This is a genomic window from Enterobacter sp. MGH 33 (assembly GCF_000534535.1).
Lineage (GTDB): Bacteria > Pseudomonadota > Gammaproteobacteria > Enterobacterales > Enterobacteriaceae > Enterobacter > Enterobacter hormaechei_C.
In genome coordinates this window covers 3,308,838-3,329,547 of the sequence record NZ_KI973212.1, presented here as the reverse complement: position 1 = coordinate 3,329,547, position 20,710 = coordinate 3,308,838, and the positions used below count along the sequence as shown (strand labels likewise).

The following is a 20,710-nucleotide window of genomic DNA, read 5'->3' as shown; positions in this document are numbered from 1 at the left end:
TCCAGCTATCGTTGTGTTATGGTGGTTGTCACACCATCTTTACCGTTATGACCGTCTACACCGTCGCGCCCATTTCTTCCCGCAATGCCTTGTGCGCCAGTATCACCCTTTATCACCTTTCGCTCCATCTGTACCGTTGATGGGTTTAGGTGCATTTTCGAGAGCAGTAAGGCGGCTATCCTGAATATTATCGACGTGTTGAAGGTTGATAATGGCTGTGCCGTTAGTCGCTACACCCTGTAGGGCCGTCTCACTTTTCAGACTGGCGGTATCGACAAGCAACGCTTTCTGATGTGCGTCGTTAGCCATTTTATCCACGACTAACACGCCTGGTTTTGTGGACTGAAGGTCGTCATTAACCTGCGTTAAGCGGTTATCCGTTGCGATATCACGGTTAATGCTATCAGCGTTGTTTTGTGTAATCTGATCCTGATGGTCATTTACAATATTAGTGATTTGCCGATCGTCCCAAACCGTATTCGCGGCTTCAGCCTGGCTCATTGTACCCGCTAAGACAACGCCCATTACAAAAATAGCAATAAAGGTTTTATTCATAGATTTCATTTGAAAAGCTCACATCATTAATTGTCGAAAAATACTGAAGCTGAATCGCTTTGTTTTGTGGATTTAAAAAACGGGTGAACGTTGTCTAAATCTTATTTAGTAACGCGAGTAAACTATCAATTAAACGCAAACCAATGATGTTGATCTAAGTCATAAATATTATGAATAGTTCCGACGGCGTAAAAGTCATTTTGCGGTTGTTATTAATGTAAACATTAAGGTGAAAATGAGGTGGTAAATGAGAGAGTTAAATTAAGTGTTTGACAGAGATAAAATTCTGCAAAATAAATGTTTACATTAATATGTGGGTTTATTTCATACGAAAGAAGGTGGGCTGTCTTATAAAAGCACTCCCGGTGCGTCATTATGGATAAAAATAATATTTCTCAGCACAGTGAGTAAATAATATTTTTCATGTGTTCTTAACAAATCTGGCGGGATAATTAACTGAACAATAATGTATACATATAGAGGGTAGTTAATATCTTGTCGTTTATTGTTCGTTACAGGGGATTAACGGACAGCCCAAAACCCCTTGCACCCGGGTTACCCCCCGGTTACACTACATGACTACGAATTGCTATTTCGTAAGTAGCTGTTTTATAAGTAATTTGACTCGGGGTGCCCTTCTTTGTGAAGGCTGAGAAATACCCGTATTACCTGATCTGGATAATGCCAGCGTAGGGAAGTCAGATGCCTACCCGGTCATCGCTTCTTCACGCACGGCAGGAGCGAAACCATGCAGCCTGACCTGCTCGACTCACACGTTTTACATCAATTCCGAACCCGTTCCCCGCTCACGCACTGTATGACCAACGATGTCGTGCAGACCTTCACCGCCAACGTTTTGCTCGCGCTGGGTGCTTCCCCGGCAATGGTGATCGAAGCCGAGGAAGCGGAACAGTTTGCCGCGCTTGCAGATGCTCTGCTCATCAACGTGGGTACACTCACCGCGCCGCGCGCCCAGTCGATGCGTCGGGCCATTGAGAGCGCGGTAGCCGCGGGTACGCCCTGGGTTCTGGATCCGGTTGCGGTTGGCGCGCTGGCGTATCGCACCCGATTTTGCCAGCAAATATTGTCCCTCAAACCTGCGGCCATTCGTGGAAACGCCTCCGAAATCCTCGCCCTTGCCGGAATGAGTGCGGGCGGGCGCGGGGTTGATTCCACCGATACGGCGGCGAGCGCGTTGACCGCTGCGCAGACGCTCGCCCGCCAGACCCACGCCGTTGTGGTCGTCACAGGAGAAGTGGATCACATCACTGATGGTCAGCGAACCCGTACGGTCGCGGGCGGCGACACGCTGATGACCCGCGTGGTGGGAACAGGCTGTGCGCTTTCGGCGGTCGTCGCCGCCTGCTGTTCGCTGCCTGGCGACAGGCTTGATAATGCGACGGCAGCCTGCGGCTTTATGAAGCGCGCAGGGTCAGCTGCACTGACTCACAGCCGGGGCCCCGGCAGCTTTGCCCCGGCGTTTCTGGATGCGCTTTACGCGCTGGAGGAGCTGGTATGACACGCATTAATGCCTTGACTATTGCGGGAACCGATCCCAGCGGCGGAGCGGGGATCCAGGCAGACCTGAAAACCTTCTCTGCGCTCGGCGCTTACGGATGCTCGGTTATCACCGCGCTGGTGGCGCAAAACACGCGCGGTGTACAGTCGGTATATCGTATTGAGCCGGATTTTGTCGCCGCACAGCTGGATTCGGTATTCAGCGATGTACGCATCGACACCACCAAAATCGGCATGCTTGCAGAGGCGGACATTGTTGAAGCGGTCGCTGAACGTCTCAAACGTTATCAGATAAAAAACGTGGTGCTCGATACCGTGATGCTGGCCAAAAGCGGCGATCCGTTGCTCTCCGCCTCTGCCGTCGACACCCTGCGTAAAAAGCTGCTGCCGCAGGTGGCGCTGATCACGCCAAACCTCCCTGAAGCCGCCGCGCTGCTGGATGCGTCACACGCGCAAAACGAACGTGAGATGAAAGAGCAGGGCAATGCGCTGCTGGCGATGGGATGCAGCGCGGTGCTGATGAAAGGCGGTCATCTTGATGATGCAGAAAGCCCGGACTGGCTCTTCACCCGCGATGGCGCGCAACGTTTCACCGCCCCGCGGGTACAGACCAAAAACACCCACGGCACGGGATGTACGCTCTCGGCGGCGCTGGCGGCGCTGCGTCCCCGAAACGCGAACTGGGCGGATACGGTGCAGGAGGCGAAGATCTGGCTCTCGTGCGCGCTGGCAAAAGCCGATTCTCTGGAAGTGGGTCACGGTATTGGGCCGGTTCACCATTTTCATGCATGGTGGTAAGCCGTATACTGGCATAAAACCTTATGCCAGAGAAAAACAGAGATGGAACAAGCGCATACCCGGTTAATTGCTCAACTCAAGGAACGAATTGCCGCACCGGACAACACGCCGTTGTACCTGAAATTTGCCGAAACGGTTAAAAACGCGGTACGCAGCGGCGTGCTCGCGCACGGTAATATTTTGCCGGGCGAGCGCGATCTGAGCCAGCTGGCCGGTGTGTCGCGCATTACGGTGCGTAAAGCGATGCAGGCGCTGGAAGAGGCCGGCGTCGTCACCCGCGCGCGTGGATACGGTACGCAAATCAACAATATCTTTGAATATTCGCTAAAAGAGGCGCGCGGGTTTTCTCAGCAGGTGGTGCTGCGGGGCAAAACGCCCAACACGCTGTGGGTTAATAAACGCGTCGTGAAATGTCCGGAGGAGATCGCCCGCCACCTTTCCCTTGCGCCGGACAGCGATGTATTTCTGCTTAAGCGCATCCGCTACGTGGATGACGATGCGGTATCAATAGAGGAGTCCTGGGTACCGGTAGGGTTAATCCCCAATCCGGACGACATCGGCGTCTCGCTTTATGATTACTTCCGCAGCCAGAATATCTTTCCGCAGCGCACCCGTTCCCGCGTCAGCGCCCGGATGCCGGACAGCGAGTTTCAGGCGCATATCAAGATGGACGATAAGATACCGGTGCTGGTGATCAAGCAAGTCGCGCTCGATCAACAGCACCGGCCAATTGAGTACAGCATCAGCTACTGCCGCAGCGACCTATACGTCTTTGTGTGCGAGGAGTAGGACCTCGCGCGTGGGGGCGCAGTCGCCACCGCGATGGCTGACTACCCAGGCGGCTACGGCATTGCCAAGCTGCACCGCCTCTGGCAGTGACCATCCCGCCGCCAGCCCGGCAAGGGTACCTCCCGCATGGCTGTCACCCGCGCCGATGGTATCGACCACGGTAGCAGGAAACGCCGGAACGTGTCCGGAAGCGTCACCGTCGTACCAGACTGCCCCGTCTTTATCATGGCGTACGATCAGCGCAGCGCCAAACCTCTGCTGCCACCGTGTGCCGAGCTCTTCCACGTTTACGCCAAGCCATCCGGCGGCAAGTTCCGCCTCCTGACGATTGAGCGAGACGATTGGTTTGCAGGCCATGATCCGCGCCATCAGCGGGTCGGGAATATCCGCGATGCGCGGACCGAAATCGATAAAGAGCATCGCATCCTGAAGACTTTCCAGCCAGGCCGTCAGCAGCTCACCGCTGGGGGACGCCAGCTGGTAGCCGGACAAAGAGATCAGGCTCCCTGCCGGCACGCTTAACCCGTCCAGCCAGCGCTGCTGCCACTGGTTCTCCACGCCGCTAAACGACATAAAGGTCCGTTCACCGTCAGGCTCCACCAGCGCCAGGCACCAGCCGTTATCGCCCGTTTCCGCTTCCACGGCGCTGTGCAGATCCTGCTTCGCCATGGCGTTACGGATAATATCGGCCCACACGCCGTGGCCGACGGGAAGGGCGTTTTGCGCAGCAATGCCGAGCCGCTTCAGGGCGATGGCGATATTCAGCGCGCAGCCGCCAATATTCACTCCCTGTTGCTTCAGCTCGATATCACACCCGCGCCAGGGCAGGGCGTAGGCGTCGGCAATCACGTCGATGACCGCCGCGCCGAGTACCGTTACGGGGCGCGTGGCGTGAAGGGTTTCGAGACGGCGGGCAAAAGCACTCATACGCCCTCCCTTTGCTCCCGGAAGTGCAGCAGTTTTTCGCAGTAGTGGCTGAAATCGAGCCGGTTTACGGCATCAAGTTCGTTTTTGAGTGCCGGATCAATGGCCTGTACACCGTGCAGCGCACCGCAGATGGCCGTTGCCATCGCGCCGATAGTGTCAGTATCACCGCCCAGGTTGGCGCATAACACCGCGCAGCGGTTCGGATCGGTGCCCGCGAGTTCGACCATCGCAATCGCCGCCGGAACGGACTCAAGGGTGCTCGTGCCCGCGCCAATAAGCTGATAGATCTGCTCGCTGGCGGACTCGGTACCGTTGGCTTCGCGCACGGTTTTCAGGGCCAGCTCAATACGAGCGGAAAGCGATGCGCTGAAGGTGGTCGTGTTCTCCTCCTGCGCCGCACGGGCAATACCCGGCAGGGCATCGGCGATGTGATGCCAGCGCTCGCCGTCGATAGCGCGTGAAACCGCCCAGGCGATCACCACCGCACCGGCGATGGCGAGATCCGATTTATGGGTCGGGCTGGAGGCTAACGCAACCTGTTCCACAAAGTGCGCCAGACGCGTGGCTGGCAGGAGGCATCCCAGCGGGGAGGCGCGCATCGCCGCCCCGTTGGTGACGCCGTTGTTCTCCAGCTGGCTCACCGGCTTGCCGTCACGAATGGCGTTCAGGGCAATTTTGGAGGTCGGGCCGAGCACATTCTTATTGAACGCGTCAAAATCCAGCGCCCAGTCCAGAATATGCTTACCGATAACGTCAGGGTTAATTTCCCCGTCGCATTCGATAATCGCGTCGGCCAGGCACAGCGCCATCGACGTATCATCCGTAAATTCGGCCTGCTTAAAGTAACAGGCGGCATTATTCTCAGCCGGGCCGGGTAAGAAACGGTCGATCCAGCCGAAGTGCGCTTTCACCCGCTTGCGCGGCCACAGCTCCGACGGCATCCCCATCGCATCCCCTAACGCCTGCCCGTAAAGAGCACCGAGAATACGGTCTTGTTTCATTTAACTTCCCCTCGTGTCAGCGCGGTATCGCCATCAACCACCTCAATTGCGGTGATCTCTTTATCCGATTCGCGGAAAAACAGCATAAACAGTACGGCAATCACCACAATCATGATTGCACCAAACGTCCACATTCCGGCCCAGTTGAAGGTCAGCCCATTCACCGGCTCTTTATATGCGAACATTTTTTCCATCATCACGCCGCCGAGACGGTAACCCAGCAGGCTACCAAAGCCCTGACAGCACAGCGTGATCAAGCCCTGCGCCGCGTTGCGCATGTGCACTGGCGCTTTTTTATCCACGTAGATGTACGCGGTGACGTAATAGAAGTCATAGCTTACGCCGTGCAGCAGAATGCCGAGGAACAGCAGGGCGTAGGTAAAGTATTGCTCGGCGCCGCCGTAAACAAAGAAACCGTAGCGAATGGCGGCGGTGATCAGGCCCAGCAGCAAGACCTTCTTAATACCAAAGCGTTTGGTAAAGAATGGCAGAGCGAGCATGAAGAAGATTTCAGAGAACTGGCCGAGGGTCATCCAGCCGGTGGCGTTTTTCATCCCCACTTCGGTGAGATAGCCGTTGGCAAAGATATAGTAGAAGGCCAGCGGCATGGCGAACAGGAACGAGCAGAAGAAGAACACCAGGAAGTTTTTATCGCGCAGCAGGATCAGCGCATCCAGCCCCAGCATCACTTTGAAATCCAGCTTGCCGGTACTCTTCGGCGGGGTATTCGGCAGGAACAGCGCGAAGACGCCAAGCAGAAGGGAGCTGGCAGCGGTCATCAGCAGCGGGATATTGGTGTCAGAGATGTCGCTATAGCCCATCATCTGCGGCAGGAAGCCGCACGCCAGGCCGGAGGCAATCCAGCCGATGGTGCCCATCACGCGGATGCGCGGGAAATCAGCCTCCACGTCATCGACGTTCGCGAAGGCGATGCTGTTGGTCAGCGCGATGGTCGGCATATAGGTCAGGGAGTAGGCCAGCAGCAGCGGGAAGAAGGTGCTGAACTGGGTTTGCTGTGCTGCGAAATACATCAGAATCGCGCCAGCGAACATCAGCACGGCCAGCACTTTCTGGGCGGCGAAGAAACGGTCCGTCAGCGAGCCGACAAGGATGGGAGAGAGGATCGCGGCAATCGCGGTACAGGCGTACGACCAGCCAATTTCCCCGGCGGTAAACCCGCTCTTACTCAGCCACAGCCACAGCGGCACAAACCATGCGCCCCAGATAAACCATTCAACGAACATCATGAATGACAGTTGGACTTTCGTTTTCATTTTTTAATCCTGCATGTCAGAGGTACGCATGTAACATACCATGTGATAATACCTTTTAAATACCTTTAAGGCGATTGTTTGATCAGTGTAACAAAAATGTTGTACACGAAACGAGCCAGCAGATTGTGCTTAAAAAAGTTGCAAATGGTGGAAAATAGGTTAAGTCGGTACCAGGCTTAGTCTGCCTGCCAAAACGTGGGCTTGGATCACACGCTCCGACATCATGTCGGACTTACGGGAGCATCACTATGACTGATATTGCGCAACTGCTTGGCAAAGACGCCGACAGCCTTTTACAGCATCGTTGTATGACCATTCCAGCCGACCAGCTTTATCTGCCTGGCCATGATTACGTAGACCGCGTCATGGTCGACAACAACCGTCCGCCTGCCGTACTGCGAAACATGCAGACGCTTTACAATACCGGTCGTCTGGGCGGGACCGGGTATCTCTCCATTCTGCCCGTTGACCAGGGCGTAGAGCACTCGGCGGGAGCGTCGTTTGCTGCTAACCCGCTCTACTTTGACCCGAAAAACATTGTCGAGCTGGCGATTGAAGCGGGCTGTAACTGTGTGGCATCGACCTATGGCGTGCTGGCCTCCGTTTCCCGCCGCTATGCTCACCGCATTCCGTTCCTCGTCAAGCTGAATCACAACGAAACCCTGAGCTACCCAACCGAATACGACCAGACACTGTACGCCAGCGTCGAACAGGCGTTCAACATGGGTGCGGTAGCGGTCGGGGCGACTATCTATTTTGGCTCTGAGCAGTCGCGTCGGCAGATAGAAGAGATCTCTGCCGCGTTTGAGCGCGCGCACGAGCTGGGGATGGTGACCGTACTGTGGGCCTATCTGCGTAACAACGCGTTCAAGAAAGACGGCGTGGATTACCACGTATCAGCGGATCTGACCGGTCAGGCAAACCACCTGGCGGCAACCATCGGCGCGGACATCGTGAAGCAGAAAATGGCCGAGAATAACGGCGGGTATAAAGCGGTGAACTTTGGCTATACCGACGACCGCGTCTACAGCAAGCTGACCAGCGACAACCCTATCGATCTGGTGCGCTACCAGCTGGCTAACTGCTACATGGGCCGCGCCGGGCTGATTAACTCCGGCGGTGCAGCAGGCGGTGAAACCGATCTGACCGACGCGGTGCGCACGGCGGTGATTAACAAACGCGCCGGCGGAATGGGGCTGATCCTGGGCCGCAAGGCGTTTAAAAAATCCATGGCCGACGGCGTGAAGCTGATTAATGCGGTTCAGGATGTCTATCTGGACAATAAAGTGACGATTGCCTAATCGCACGCATCTTCCTGCCGGGATAAGCGTGACCCGGCAGGAAAGTTCTCTCGCTTACTCCTTCAGCGTTTCAGGATGAGGAGTATTAAGCAGACCCGCCATCCCTCTCTTGCTGCTATTTGCTTTTTCTAAACCCGGCTGCGTGACGCGGATAAAGGCACACAGAACAAAAGCCAGCAGATAAAGCACCGTATAGGCGATGACCACGCCGAGCGTGCTGAACCAGGGCAGCAGCACCACGGCAATCGCCGGCGCAAGGAAGTTAGACAGACCGGCTGACAGGTTATACACCGAAATCGCCGCCCCCTTGTGCCGCGGCTCCAGCGCCGGGAACACCGCCGCCATCGGTACGAAGGCCGCCACGAAAATCCCCAGCGCGATGGCCGGGACCAGCGCCATGGCAAAGTTATGTCCGAAGTGCTGCGGAATGTAGTAAAACGCCAGGCTCGAGAGCGCCATCCCGATGCAGCCAAACCAGCGCACCACCCGCATCCAGCCCATTTTTTCCGCCACCACGCCCCAGAAGACGTTCGAGAAGATGGTGGTGAAGAAGAATACCGCCCAGACCTGAAGCCACTCGGAGGTGGTGAAGCCCAGCTCGTCAACAAACATCATCGGCATGATGACGGCAAACCCGAACAGGGAGAGGGTGTTGATGATACGCACCATGCTGGAGAGCAGAATACTGCGGTTGGTGTAGAGCAGCGTCGCTGCACGGCCCAGCTCGGCGAATTTTTCTCGGGTGGAGAGATTATGCATGTGCGTTGGGGTTTTGACGCTGCGCAGGGATACCATGGCGATGACTCCCCCCGCCAGACAAAACGCCAGTGCCAGCCACAGGGTGCCCATCTCCCCGATGTGCGGAATGGTAAAGCTCGGAATATAACTGCCCGCCACGCCAATACCTACGGAATAAACCGCCCAGTACCAGCCCAGCGCCGAGCTGGATTTATCGCTACGCACATTATGGATGATGACCACGATGAAGGCGTACAAAAATAACGGATAGGCCAGGCCGCGGATCCCATAGAACAGCAGAATTAATGCGTAATTTGCCTGACCCAGACCAAAAACGAGAAACAGGACGTGGAAAACGCACCACAGGACGAAGCCAATCAGCATGGTTTTTTGCGGGGTGATGATTTCAGCCACCACGCCGGAGATCCACGCGGAGAGCGCCGCCGCGAGACCGTAAAGCGTGAAGGCGAAAGAGGCCTCAGCAGGCGTGAAACCCAGTGATTTAATATAGTGGGACAGGAATGCCAGCTCGAAACCGTCACCCGTCATAAAGACCGCGATCGCCAGATATCCCCATAGCAGGTTCAGCGGCAATCCCAGCCACTGTTTATTTATTTCGGACATATTGACCTCGTTTGTAGCGTACAGGTAAGCCCACACCGGAAATATTCCGGCGTGAGTTTTCTTATTGTCTTTTTCTCTAAATATACTGACGTGTATTTATTCTCTGATTACTGTCGCAGTCTGTTGTAACTGCTTATAAGCCTCGTATCGACGCAGATGAAGGGATTGATAGTTCGCTTGCGGATAGAAATATTTATCCACGTGGGTAAATTGTTTCATGGCATCGGTCACTGAAGGCGCTAGATTTCCCGCCACCGCCCCGAGAATGGCCGAACCCAGTAATACCGGTTCGCTGCATTGGGTCGCTAACACCGGCAGCCCGCAGGTATCTGCCAGCAGCTGGCGGACGAAAGGGTGCTGGCCCGCGCCGCCGCTGATAACGATATTTTCGGTCTGTACGCCGCATTCACGCTGGGCGTCAATGATTTGTCGCAAACCGTAACCGATACCACACAGACCGGCCACATACAGTGCCATCAGGTTATTGATATCGTTCTCCATGCCCAGCCCGCAGATCGTGGCCCGCGCATGGGGATCGGCAAAGGGCGCGCGGTTACCCAGAAATTCGGGCACCACGTGCAGTCCGGCTGCCAGGGTCACCGCCTCTGAGGCGGTGGCGAAGGTTTGTAAAAGCCTGTCTGCCAGGTACACCGGCAGCGGCAGGCCAGACTCCTGTGCCAGCTGGCGCGCTTCCAGCGCGGCAGGATGGAAACTTAACAACCGATCGATAGCGGCACCCGCGGCGCTTTGTCCGCCCTCAATCAGCCACAGTTCAGGTACCATGGCGCTAAAGTAAGGCCCCCAGACGCCGGGCACAAAAACGGCGCTCGCGGCGCTGGTCATGGTGCACGATGAAGTGCCAAAGACATACGCGAGGTTATTCAGCGCGCCGCCGCCAGCGCCCAGGGTCCCTATACCGCCGGCATGGGCATCAATTAACCCTACCGCTACCGGCGTGCCTGGCAGCAAGTCCATCTCACGCGCGGCCTGCTCCGTTAAGCCCTCGCCGCAAGGGGTGCCGGGGGCGGCAATATGCTGGCCGATGCGGACAAAATCTTCTCCGGCCAGCTCGTCCAGGCCAACGGTGCGAAAATAGTCCGGGTCCCAGCGGTTCTCATGGGCCAGCCACGTCCATTTACAGGTTACGGTACAGATGGAACGGGTGACATCGCCGGTCGCGCGCCAGGTCAGGAAATCGGCCAAATCGAAAAATTGCCAGGCGCGATCGTAGACCTCTCGGTGGTTTTCTTTCAGCCACAGCAGCTTGGGCGTCTCCATTTCGGGCGATATTTTTCCGCCAACATAGTCCAGCACCGGATGATGGGTGGCGTTGATGCGCTCCGCCTGGTCTGTCGCACGGTGATCCATCCAGACGATGATATTGTTTTCCGCTTCACCGTCAGGGCTGACCGCCAGCGGTTCGCCATTGTTGTCCAACACCACCAGCGAGCAGGTGGCGTCAAACCCGATGCCGGCAACGCTCTGCGGAGTCGTCCCGGAGCGCGCCAGCGCCTCGCGGATGCAGCGGCAAACGGCCTGCCAGATCTCGGCGCTGGACTGCTCCACGCGGCTTCCGCTGCGGTGCACGGTGGCAATTTTCTGCGTCGCGTGGGAAAGCAGCCTGCCGCTGAGATCGAAAATGCCCGCGCGGACGCTGCCGGAGCCGACGTCTACGCCGATAACGGTTTCAGGTGTACTCTTCATCCTTGCGGCCCTTAAAGATCGACGCTGTTAGGCAGAATCACCAGATCCCGGACGGTAACGTTCTTCGAACGGGTCACCATGAATAACACCGATTCTGCGACTTCAATCGGCTGCATCAGGCTGCCGTTTGCCAGCGCTTCATCCATTTTGGCCTGCGGCCAGTCGTCGAGCAGAGCCGTCACTACCGGCCCAGGCAGAACGGCTCCGACGCGTACGCCATGTTCCGCGACCTGACGACGGGTGGTATGCACGAACGCCTGAACGGCAAATTTGGACGCGGTGTAGATCGGCTCCCAGATAACCGGCACCACGCCCGCAATGGAGCTGGTGAAGATAATATCGCCTGACTTCTGCGCAATCATATGCGGCAGTACGGCGCGAACGCAGCGGAAGGCGGCGTTGATATTCAGGTTCAGTACGCGATCCCAGACGTCCGGGTCGCCTTCAGCAACCGGCCCGCCGATGTAGGCGCCTGCATTGGCGTGAAAAATATCCAGGCCGCCGGCGAGGCCGACAATGTCGCTCAGCATCGCGTCGACTTGCTCGGGTTTGAACAGATCGATTTGCAGGGCAAACGCGTTCTCGCCCAGCTCGGCGACGATGCGCTGAAGCTTCTCGCCTTCACGGTCGATTAACACCACCTTTGCGCCAGCGCCGAGCAGCGTTTTTGCACACTCCAGGCCAATACCTGAGGCGGCGCCAGTGATAGCAGCGACTTTGCCCTGAAGGGAACTATTCATGGAGGGGACAGAGTGATTCATTTTATAATCCTTTATGCAGAGATGATTTTTAGGGTGTGTCTGCTTTCGCGTGAAGAACGGGGGTTCTGACTGACGCGTGAAGCAAACTGCTCAATCGATGAAGCAGATCTAGCACTTGCTTATTTCTCCAGCAAGAGACATTCAAAATGAAGAGGCGATTTTGTGACGCGCGTTGAGAAAACGAAGAAAACGACCATTTACGATCTGGCGGAACTCACCGGCGTTTCTGCCAGCGCGGTGAGTGCTATTTTGAATGGCAACTGGAAGAAACGCCGCATCAGCGCCAGCCTGGCAGAGAAGGTAACCCGCATTGCACAAGAGCAGGGCTACGCGGTTAACCGTCAGGCAAGCCTGCTGCGCAGCAAGAAATCGAACGTTATCGGCATGATTGTGCCGAAATATGACAACCGCTATTTCGGCTCTATAGCGGAAAAATTCGAAGAGATGGCGCGTGCCAGAGGGCTGTTGCCGATTATTACCTGCACACGCCGACAGCCGGAACTCGAGCTGGATGCCGCCCGTGCCATGCTCTCCTGGCAGGTTGACTGGGTCATTGCCACGGGGGCGACACACCCGGACAAAATTGCTGAACTCTGTCATCAGGCGGGCGTACCTACGCTAAATCTTGATCTGCCGGGTACCCTGGCGCCCTCTATCATTTCGGATAACTACGGCGGCGCGAAGATGCTGACAGAGCGGATCCTCGCCAGCAGCTTTAAACGGTTTGGTTCGCTGGCTCCGCTGACCTTCGTGGGCGGACGCCGGAGTGATAACAACACCGCAGAGCGCCTGCGCGGGTTCCTTGATGCCCATCAGGCCCATGGGCTGACCGTTCCGGAACAGCAGCTGCTGGTCACCGGGTACTCGTCATCGCGCGTGGAGGAGCAGCTCAGAGCCACCTTCCCGTCGCCATCGACGGCGCTAAAGGGGCTGTTTGTCAATTCGACCATTTCGCTGGAGGGGGTGGTACGTTGGCTGGCCCAATACGGGCAGACCGGCCAAAATCAGCCGCCGATGGGTTGTTTTGACTGGGACCCATTTGTCTCTCTGCTGGGACATGATATCGACATGGTGCGCCAGGACGTCCCGGCGATGCTGGAGAAGGTATTTGAAATTCTCGATTCCGGTGATACCTCGGTCAGGCGTATTGAGATCCCACCGGAACTGATTGGCAGCCAGAGCGTCACGGGCTAGCCCTGACGCGTCAGCAGCCAGCGCGCGGTCTGTTCATCCGTCACCAGACCGTTTACCCAGCCGCCTTTGAGGGCGGCAAGGATCGCCGGGCGTTTATCCTCGCCGCAGGCGGCCGCAATACGTGGACACTGGCTCTGGCGAATATCGTAGCTGGTAATAAAGCGATTAATCTGGCTGTCGATGACGTTGCCGTCGGCATCGATAAAGCGTCCGAGTATTTCGCCAACGCCACCGCGCTGGGTCAACTCTTCCAGCTGTGCCTCATCGATAAACCCGTCTTTGAAGATAGGGCTCTGCCTGCCCAGCGCCCCGATGCCGACAAAAATCACATCGGCCGCATCCGCCACGGCGCAGACGTTACGGAACAGGCGGTTTGAGCACCACATCTCATGCTCCTCGCTGGACTGAGCATAGCGCGGCGCCGGCCACTGGTAATATTTTCCCTGAATTTTACGCGCCAGCAGCAACGGCACATCATCGTAATAGTTACATTGCCCGTGCTCGTTCATGGCGCTGATCAGGGCGACACAGCGGGTGTTGTGGCTGTCAAAATCGATACGCTTGATGGTTTTTTTTAGCGTCAGTCCGGAGCCAATTCCGACAACCGTGGGTTTATCACCTTGCAGGTAGCGGGCCATCAGCTGATAACAGCCAAACGTCACGCTATCCAGCGCGCTTTCATTGCGGTAGACGGGCACAATGTTGCAGTGGGTCAGGTGATATTTTTCCGCGAGAAGTTGCGCATAATCGAGGCAGTTAGCGACAGGGTGATGAAGCCCAATCGAGACAATGCCTTCCTCTTTCGCGGCGGCAATCAGCCGCTGCACCACCGGTCTTGATGTGCCGAGCTGGCTGGCAATTTCGCTTTGATTAAGCCCGGCGATGTAATACATCCATGCCGCCCGCACTTTTTGATCGAGCCTGATGTCATCTTCTTTGCTCACGTTTCCCTGCCTCAAGAGTGGGGTTGAGGGCGGTCAACACCCACAACAATTGTCTGTCATTCTGGCGGGTGCTCCGCGCTGAGGCAAGCGGTTTGCTCTTTATTGGTCATTTGTTATTTGAATGGTCATTTGTTCTTTTGTGATCTGTAGCTCTTATTTTAATCAAATGATCATCTACAGTTCAGCCATAACCTCACTGGAGAACAGAACAATGACCGAGAAATACACATGGCTACATATTGGGCTGGGGTCTTTTCATCGTGCGCATCAGGCGTGGTATCTGCACCGCCTGATTGCCGGCGGCGATACGCGCTGGCACATCGCTGCGGGCAACATACGCAACGATGCTGAACATGTGGTGCAGGCGCTGGCCGCGCAGAAGGGGCGATATGTACTGGAGACCGTCAGCCCGGAAGGCGAGAGAGACTATGAAGAGATCGCCTCGATTCAGACGCTGATCCCGTGGCAGGCGGATTTGCAGCCGCTGATTGCCGAAGGGGCGAACCCGCAGACTCGGGTCATCGCGTTTACCGTGACGGAGGGGGGCTACTATCTGGATACCAGCCACAGGCTGGATGTGGCCAATGCCGATCTGGCGAGCGATATTAAGGGCGGCTGTAAAACCATCTACGGGACAATTGCCCGCATCCTCGAAGCGCGTATGGCGAACGGAGCGGGTCCGGTAACCTTGCTTAACTGTGACAACGTGCGGCATAACGGCGAGCGCTTCCACGACGGGTTGATTGAATTCTTAACCCTCAGCGGCAAACAGAGGGTCATCGACTGGCTGAGCGCTAATGCGACCTGTCCGAATACCATGGTGGATCGCATCACACCGCGTCCGGCGGCCGATCTCCCGGCGCGCATTAAGGCCCGGACGGGCATAGACGATAACGCCCCGGTTATGGGGGAACGCTTTATTCAGTGGGTGGTTGAAGACAATTTCCGCGACGTTCGTCCCGCGCTGGAAACGGTGGGCGTGGAGCTGGTGGGATCCGTCATCCCTTATGAAGAGGCGAAGATCCGCATCCTCAATGCCTCCCATAGCTGTATCGCCTGGGCGGGTACTCTGGTCGGGCAGCAGTATATCCATGAAAGCACGCTGACAGAATTTATCTACAAGATTGCCGACCGCTACGTGACGGAAGATGTCATTCCCTGCCTGGGAGATAATGGCATCGATCTGCCAGCCTACCGCGACGTGGTGCTTAAGCGTTTTACCAACCCCTGGATTCAGGACACCAACCAGCGCGTCGCGGCCGACGGGTTCTCGAAGATCCCGGCGATGATAGCCCCAACGCTGCGTGAATGTTACCAGCGCGGCGTACGTCCTGACGCTACCGCTATGCTGCCTGCGCTGTTCTACGTCTATATGGAGCAGTGGCATCACGGCAAGCTGCCATATGAATACCAGGACGGTATCCTCAACGCCTCTGCGGTACATGCGATGTTCGAATCGGACGATCCGATAGCCCGATATGCCAGCGATACCGCCCTGTTTGGCGATCTGACCGGCCGGGAAGATTTTGCCGCGCTTCTGCGTGAAAAAATCGCTGACGTCTACGCGCTGATTAAGTGAGAGGTGGGTATGTATCTGGGCATCGATCTTGGCACATCAGAAGTAAAGGCGCTGGTCATTGACGAAAACAACGGCGTTGTCGCCACCCATAGCGCGCCGCTGACGATACAGCGTCCGAAGCCGCACTGGTCTGAACAATCGCCGGAAGCCTGGTGGGAGGCAACCGAATACCTGATTGCCACCCTCCGGGAGAAGTGCGGCCACCACTGGCAGGCGATAAAAGCCATTGGCCTTTCCGGACAGATGCACGGTGCGGTACTGCTGGATGCCGCGGGTGAACCCCTGCGTCCGGCCATCCTGTGGAATGACACCCGCTGCGCGCAGGAGTGCGCAGAGCTGGAAGAGATGGCGCCCGAGCTGCACCAGGTGGCGGGGAACCTGGCAATGCCGGGGTTTACGGCACCAAAGCTGCTCTGGGTGCGCCGTCATGAGCCGCAGAACTTCAGCCGTCTCGCCACCGTGCTGCTGCCGAAGGATTATCTGCGCTTCAAAATGACCGGAAAAAAAATCTCTGATATGTCGGACTCGGCAGGGACGCTGTGGCTGGATGTGGGAAAACGAGACTGGTCGGATGCACTGCTGGAAAAATGTGGGCTGTCGCGTGCCGCCATGCCTGCGCTGGTGGAAGGGTGTGAGGTCTCGGCGCTACTCGAACCTGCGGTAGCGCAGCGGTGGGGTCTCAACCCCTCGGTTATCGTTGCCGGCGGCGGGGGAGATAACGCCGTCAGCGCGATAGGGGTTGGGGCCGTTTCGCCGGGCGATGCGTTTATTTCGCTGGGCACCTCCGGCGTGCTGTTTGTGGTCACGGATGCCTACCGTCCGGCGCCCCAGTCTGCCGTGCACGCGTTCTGTCACGTGCTGCCAAACCTGTGGCATCAGATGAGCGTGATGTTAAGCGCCGCCAGTTGTCTACAGTGGTTTTGCCGTCTGGTGGGCGTCACGGAGCTGGCATTGCTTGAGGAGATCGCCCAGCTAAGCGATGCGGAGAAAGCGAGCGCGCCGATGTTCCTGCCCTACCTTTCCGGGGAACGTACGCCGCATAACGATCCCTGTGCACGGGGCATGTTCTGGGGGCTAACGCACTCCAGCCAGCGTGCGCTGATGGGGTATGCGGTGCTGGAAGGCGTCAGCTTCGGTATTGCCGATGGCCTTCGCGTGTTGCAGGAGAGCGGCACGCAGATTGAACAGTGCTCCCTCGTCGGCGGCGGGGCGCGGAGCCCCTTCTGGGCCCAGCTGCTGGCCGATATTCTGGCGATGCCGGTGGTGACGCATAAGGGCGGCGAAACCGGCGGTGCGCTGGGGGCTGCACGGCTGGCCTGTCTCGCAGCCGGTAAGCCGCTGGCTTCCGTGTGCGAAAAACCTGAAGTCTATAAAACCTGGCGCAGCGATCCGGCGCGCCACCGTGCGCTGATGACGCGTTACCAGCAGTTTAACGCGCTTTACCAAAACGACCTGAACTACCGAAACCCATAATTCTGTGGCAAAGACCCTCCGGTGATGCTGCCGGAGCGGTTCCCTGTACCCTAAAAACGAGGTCAATATGTCGTTAAATAACAAACAATGGCTGGGATTACCCCTGAGTCTGGTCTGGGGGTATATCGCTATCGCGGTCTTTATGACGGGCGATGGTTTCGAGCTGGCATTCCTGTCGCACTATATTAAGGCGCTGGGCTTCACGCCTGCTGAAGCCTCTTTCGCCTTCACGCTCTACGGTCTCGCGGCGGCGCTCTCCGCATGGATTTCCGGCGTGGTGGCTGAAATCATCACCCCGCAAAAAACCATGCTGATTGGCTTCGTCCTGTGGTGCGTTTTCCACGTCCTGTTTCTCGTTTTTGGTCTGGGTCAGGCAAATTACGCATTAATTCTGCTGTTCTACGGGATCCGCGGCCTGGCCTATCCGCTGTTCCTCTATGCCTTTATCGTCGCCATTGTGCATAACGTTCGCAGTGACAGTACCAGCGCGGCGCTGGGCTGGTTCTGGGCGGTTTACTCTATCGGCATCGGCGTGTTCGGCAGCTACATTCCGAGCTTTACCATTCCGCACATCGGGGAGATGGGCACGCTGTGGCTGGCGCTGGCATTCTGCGTAACCGGCGGGATCATTGCGCTGGTCTCTATGCGTAAGGTGGAAACGCCACGGCATATGCAGACTCTCTCCACCCGAGAAAAATTCGCCGAGCTGGGCCGTGCAGCGACGCTGCTCTACACCAACCGCAGTATTCTGCTCTCCAGCATGGTGCGTATCATCAACACCCTCTCCCTGTTCGGGTTTGCCGTCATCATGCCGATGATGTTTGTTGACGAACTGGGCTTCACCACCTCCGAGTGGCTTCAGGTCTGGGCAGTATTCTTCTTCACCACCATCTTCTCGAACGTCTTCTGGGGCGTGGTGGCGGAAAAAATGGGCTGGATGCGGGTGGTGCGCTGGTTTGGCTGTATCGGGATGGCGCTCTCGAGCCTGGCGTTTTACTACATTCCGCAGCACTTCGGGCATAACTTTGCCATGGCGCTGGTCCCGGCCATCGCGCTGGGGATTTTTGTGGCGGCCTTCGTACCGATGGCGGCGGTGTTCCCGGCGCTGGAGCCGCGGCACAAGGGGGCGGCGATTTCGGTGTATAACCTGTCAGCCGGTCTGTCTAACTTCCTTGCGCCGGCGATTGCCGTGGTGCTGCTGCCCTGGTTCAGCACGCTCGGCGTGGTCATTGCCTACACGGCGCTGTATGTCGTGGCCTTCATCCTGTGTCCGTTTATTCGGGTTGAACAGCCTGGGTTTGTTCGTCAGGAAACCTGTAAGGGTGAAACGGTCGGAATTTCGTAATTTATTCAGGCCTGACGGCAGCGTCGGGCCATTCACGGAGACGTATGATGGATGTTAAGGCGGTAATTTTTGACATGGATGGCGTCATCATTGACTCCGAAGGCCTGTGGCGTCAGGCGCAGAAAGCAGCTCTGGCAGGCTGGCGTGCTGAGGTCAGCGACGAAGAGTGTGAGTCACTGACGAAAGGCAAGCGGCTGGATGAGATTGCCCGGACCTGGTGTGAATACTGTAAACTTGAGGCCGATCCTGTAATGATTGAAGCGGCCATTCGTCTGCGCATCATCGAACTGATTGGCCGGGAAGGCAAAGCGATAGAAGGCATCTACGACGTGATGTCGTATTTTCGTGAGGCAGGTTACCGGATTGCACTTGCCACCTCTTCGTCGCATGAAATCGTGCATGCGGTGCTTAAGAAACTCAGGATGGGTCACTATTTTGAGGTCATTTGCAGCGCCGACGATGAACGCTACGGAAAACCGCACCCTGCCGTCTATCTCTCGGCGCTGCGAAAATTAGGCCTGACGGCCTCGCAGTGCATAGTGATTGAGGACAGCCAGAGCGGCTACCGTGCCGCCCTTAGTGCGGGGCTCAAAACCCTCATCGTCTCGCCAGCGTGCCATCATGCCAGCTTTAACAATGCCAGTGGCCGGTATGCGTCTATGCATGCGCTGCTGGAAACGCTTGCCGTTCCAGCCCCGGAAGCGGGTTAGTTGACTGATTTGTAAGCGCAGAAGTTTCCGCGGGTTGTTGCCGGTCAGCATATTCCTGCTTCTGCGCTTACCTTCAAATAACGTCTCCCGATCAACCTCACATTTCCCCGCGCTTTTGTGAAAATTGTCACGTCCGACCGTGCATATGCCCAAAAAATAGCCTCTCCTTAACGCGTTTTGTCCGAGGACGTGCTGATTTTTTATGCTTAAATTACATACTGAAACGCATTTTTAAAATCATAAAACCCCTTTGTCATTTTCTGCTTCTGGGCTTATCGCCGGACTTAAGGACCGATAATGAAAATTGAATCTGTAGACGTCACCGTTTTTCAGTACCCGACGCGTCGGGTCTCTGACGCGGCGGGGCATTCGCATCCTGGGCCGGAGAGCATGGCCAAAATGGCGATGTTGACCATCACGGCAGAAGAGGGCACCCGCGGATATTCGTTCGCGCCGCCGGAAGTGGTGCGCCCCTTTGTGGTCAATACCTTCTTTCGCAAAGTGCTGGTGGGGCAGGACGCATTCAACCGGGAACGCATCTGGCAGGATCTGGCGCACTGGCAGCGGGGAAGCGCGCATCAGCTGACCGAGCGTGCGCTGGGCTTCGTTGAACAGGCGCTGTGGGATCTGATTGGCCGTAAGCTCAACCTGCCGGTCTGGAAACTGCTTGGCGGCTATCGCGATAAGGTGCCGGCCTACGGCAGCACCATGTGCGGCGACGATCTGCCGGGCGGATTATCCACGCCGGAGGAGTACGCCAGCTTTGCCGAAAAGCTGGTAGCGCGCGGTTACAAGGCCATCAAGCTGCACACCTGGATGCCGCCGGTCTCTTTCGCCCCCAATCCAAAGATGGACGTCAAAGCCTGTGCCGCCGTGCGTGAAGCGGTTGGCCCGGACATTGACCTGATGATTGACGGCTACCACTGGTACAGCCGTACCGAGGCGCTGTACATCGGCAAAGCGCTGGAAAAGCTTGACTTCGCCTGGTTTGAAGAGCCGATGGAAGAGGAGAGCATGGCCTCCTACGCGTGGCTGGCGGAGAACCTCTCGATTCCGGTTATCGGGCCGGAAAGCCTGGGCGGAAAGCACCACAGCCGTGCTGACTGGATCAAAGCCGGGGCCTGCGACATCCTGCGCGCAGGGTCGAACGGCGTGGGCGGCATTTCCCCAACGCTGAAGGTGGCGAACCTGGCGGAATCTTTTGGCATGGACTGCGAAATACACGGCAACGGCGCGGCCAGCCTGGCGGTGATTGGCGCCATCAAAAACTGCCGCTGGTACGAGCGCGGCCTGCTGCACCCGTTCCTCGACTACGACCAACCGGCGGCGTACCTCAACAGCCTGGTGGACCCGATGGACGAACACGGCATGGTCAGTCTGCCGACCCGCCCGGGGCTGGGCGAAGACATTAATTTTGCATATATCGAAGCCAATACCGTCAGCCACGACTGACAGATAAAAACGTACCCTACAGG

The 20,710-nt window shown here is 57.0% G+C and carries 18 protein-coding genes and 1 riboswitch; of the genes, 10 read left to right on the top strand and 8 right to left on the bottom strand.

The genetic code is table 11. The annotated features are described in order from the left end of the window. Positions 1 to 102: 102 nt before the first annotated feature. Positions 103 to 555, bottom strand: coding sequence for a hypothetical protein (locus tag L379_RS08520; RefSeq protein WP_032654239.1), 453 nt, complete (start codon positions 553 to 555; stop codon positions 103 to 105). A 616-nt stretch (positions 556 to 1,171) separates the two neighbouring features. Further along, a riboswitch (TPP riboswitch) is annotated at positions 1,172 to 1,268 on the top strand. A gap of 35 nt (positions 1,269 to 1,303) precedes the next feature. Between L379_RS08520 and thiM the strand changes: the two genes are divergently transcribed. Genes thiM through L379_RS08535 form a run of 3 tightly spaced genes read left to right on the top strand, consistent with a single transcriptional unit; the run spans position 1,304 to position 3,660 of the window. Further along, complete coding sequence (gene thiM / locus L379_RS08525; RefSeq protein WP_032654237.1) at positions 1,304 to 2,074, top strand: hydroxyethylthiazole kinase; 771 nt, start codon at positions 1,304 to 1,306, stop codon at positions 2,072 to 2,074. Next, entirely contained in the window at positions 2,071 to 2,871 is an 801-nt protein-coding gene (thiD, locus tag L379_RS08530) for a bifunctional hydroxymethylpyrimidine kinase/phosphomethylpyrimidine kinase (RefSeq protein ID WP_017383356.1), read from the top strand. The genes thiM and thiD overlap by 4 nt, the downstream gene beginning before the upstream one ends. Before the next feature lie 42 nt (positions 2,872 to 2,913). Further along, entirely contained in the window at positions 2,914 to 3,660 is a 747-nt protein-coding gene (locus L379_RS08535) for a GntR family transcriptional regulator (RefSeq protein ID WP_003859242.1), read from the top strand. On the opposite strand, the gene L379_RS08540 is transcribed toward L379_RS08535, so the two are convergent. The 3 genes from L379_RS08540 to L379_RS08550 are packed head-to-tail and all read right to left on the bottom strand — an operon-like array spanning position 3,634 to position 6,862. Beyond that, positions 3,634 to 4,587 (bottom strand): PfkB family carbohydrate kinase, encoded by a 954-nt coding sequence (locus L379_RS08540; protein WP_032654235.1) that lies wholly within the window; start codon positions 4,585 to 4,587, stop codon positions 3,634 to 3,636. The genes L379_RS08535 and L379_RS08540 overlap by 27 nt on opposite strands. Continuing rightward, positions 4,584 to 5,588: an ADP-ribosylglycohydrolase family protein gene (locus L379_RS08545; RefSeq protein WP_032654232.1), complete on the bottom strand. Its 1,005-nt coding sequence runs from the start codon at positions 5,586 to 5,588 to the stop codon at positions 4,584 to 4,586. The genes L379_RS08540 and L379_RS08545 overlap by 4 nt, the downstream gene beginning before the upstream one ends. Then, the gene (locus L379_RS08550; protein WP_003859236.1) at positions 5,585 to 6,862 is read right to left on the bottom strand and encodes a nucleoside permease; all 1,278 of its coding nucleotides are present in this window, start codon (positions 6,860 to 6,862) and stop codon (positions 5,585 to 5,587) included. The genes L379_RS08545 and L379_RS08550 overlap by 4 nt, the downstream gene beginning before the upstream one ends. Before the next feature lie 248 nt (positions 6,863 to 7,110). Between L379_RS08550 and fbaB the strand changes: the two genes are divergently transcribed. Beyond that, positions 7,111 to 8,163: a class I fructose-bisphosphate aldolase gene (fbaB, locus tag L379_RS08555; protein WP_015572352.1), complete on the top strand. Its 1,053-nt coding sequence runs from the start codon at positions 7,111 to 7,113 to the stop codon at positions 8,161 to 8,163. Positions 8,164 to 8,217: 54 nt separating this feature from the next. On the opposite strand, the gene L379_RS08560 is transcribed toward fbaB, so the two are convergent. The 3 genes from L379_RS08560 to L379_RS08570 all read right to left on the bottom strand — a co-directional run bounded on the left by L379_RS08560 (position 8,218) and on the right by L379_RS08570 (position 11,990). Next, positions 8,218 to 9,525, bottom strand: a complete 1,308-nt coding sequence (locus tag L379_RS08560) for an RbtT/DalT/CsbX family MFS transporter (protein ID WP_023304097.1) — start codon at positions 9,523 to 9,525, stop codon at positions 8,218 to 8,220. 96 nt (positions 9,526 to 9,621) lie between these two features. Then, the gene (locus tag L379_RS08565) at positions 9,622 to 11,229 is read right to left on the bottom strand and encodes an FGGY-family carbohydrate kinase (RefSeq protein WP_032654229.1); all 1,608 of its coding nucleotides are present in this window, start codon (positions 11,227 to 11,229) and stop codon (positions 9,622 to 9,624) included. An 11-nt stretch (positions 11,230 to 11,240) separates the two neighbouring features. Next, entirely contained in the window at positions 11,241 to 11,990 is a 750-nt protein-coding gene (locus L379_RS08570) for an SDR family oxidoreductase (protein ID WP_161799062.1), read from the bottom strand. A 162-nt stretch (positions 11,991 to 12,152) separates the two neighbouring features. Here L379_RS08570 and L379_RS08575 point away from each other — a divergent pair, with 162 nt between their 5' ends. Next, a complete protein-coding gene (locus L379_RS08575; RefSeq protein ID WP_032654226.1) occupies positions 12,153 to 13,184 on the top strand; it encodes a LacI family DNA-binding transcriptional regulator in 1,032 nt (343 codons plus the stop codon). Here L379_RS08575 and L379_RS08580 read toward each other — a convergent pair. Beyond that, complete coding sequence (locus L379_RS08580; protein WP_023295033.1) at positions 13,181 to 14,128, bottom strand: sugar-binding transcriptional regulator; 948 nt, start codon at positions 14,126 to 14,128, stop codon at positions 13,181 to 13,183. The genes L379_RS08575 and L379_RS08580 overlap by 4 nt on opposite strands. A gap of 211 nt (positions 14,129 to 14,339) precedes the next feature. On the opposite strand from L379_RS08580, the gene dalD reads away from it, so the two are divergent. From dalD to L379_RS08605, 5 genes are all read left to right on the top strand, one after another. Continuing rightward, positions 14,340 to 15,707 (top strand): D-arabinitol 4-dehydrogenase, encoded by a 1,368-nt coding sequence (dalD, locus tag L379_RS08585; RefSeq protein ID WP_032104897.1) that lies wholly within the window; start codon positions 14,340 to 14,342, stop codon positions 15,705 to 15,707. Between the two features lie 9 nt (positions 15,708 to 15,716). Continuing rightward, positions 15,717 to 17,180 (top strand): xylulokinase, encoded by a 1,464-nt coding sequence (gene xylB / locus L379_RS08590; protein ID WP_015572354.1) that lies wholly within the window; start codon positions 15,717 to 15,719, stop codon positions 17,178 to 17,180. A 67-nt stretch (positions 17,181 to 17,247) separates the two neighbouring features. Next, positions 17,248 to 18,525, top strand: coding sequence for an RbtT/DalT/CsbX family MFS transporter (locus L379_RS08595; RefSeq protein ID WP_017693074.1), 1,278 nt, complete (start codon positions 17,248 to 17,250; stop codon positions 18,523 to 18,525). A gap of 44 nt (positions 18,526 to 18,569) precedes the next feature. After that, positions 18,570 to 19,235 (top strand): HAD family hydrolase, encoded by a 666-nt coding sequence (locus L379_RS08600; protein WP_080024813.1) that lies wholly within the window; start codon positions 18,570 to 18,572, stop codon positions 19,233 to 19,235. Between the two features lie 297 nt (positions 19,236 to 19,532). Next, on the top strand, positions 19,533 to 20,687 hold the full coding sequence (locus L379_RS08605) for a mandelate racemase family protein (RefSeq protein ID WP_017383258.1): 1,155 nt from the start codon (positions 19,533 to 19,535) through the stop codon (positions 20,685 to 20,687). Positions 20,688 to 20,710: the final 23 nt, after the last annotated feature.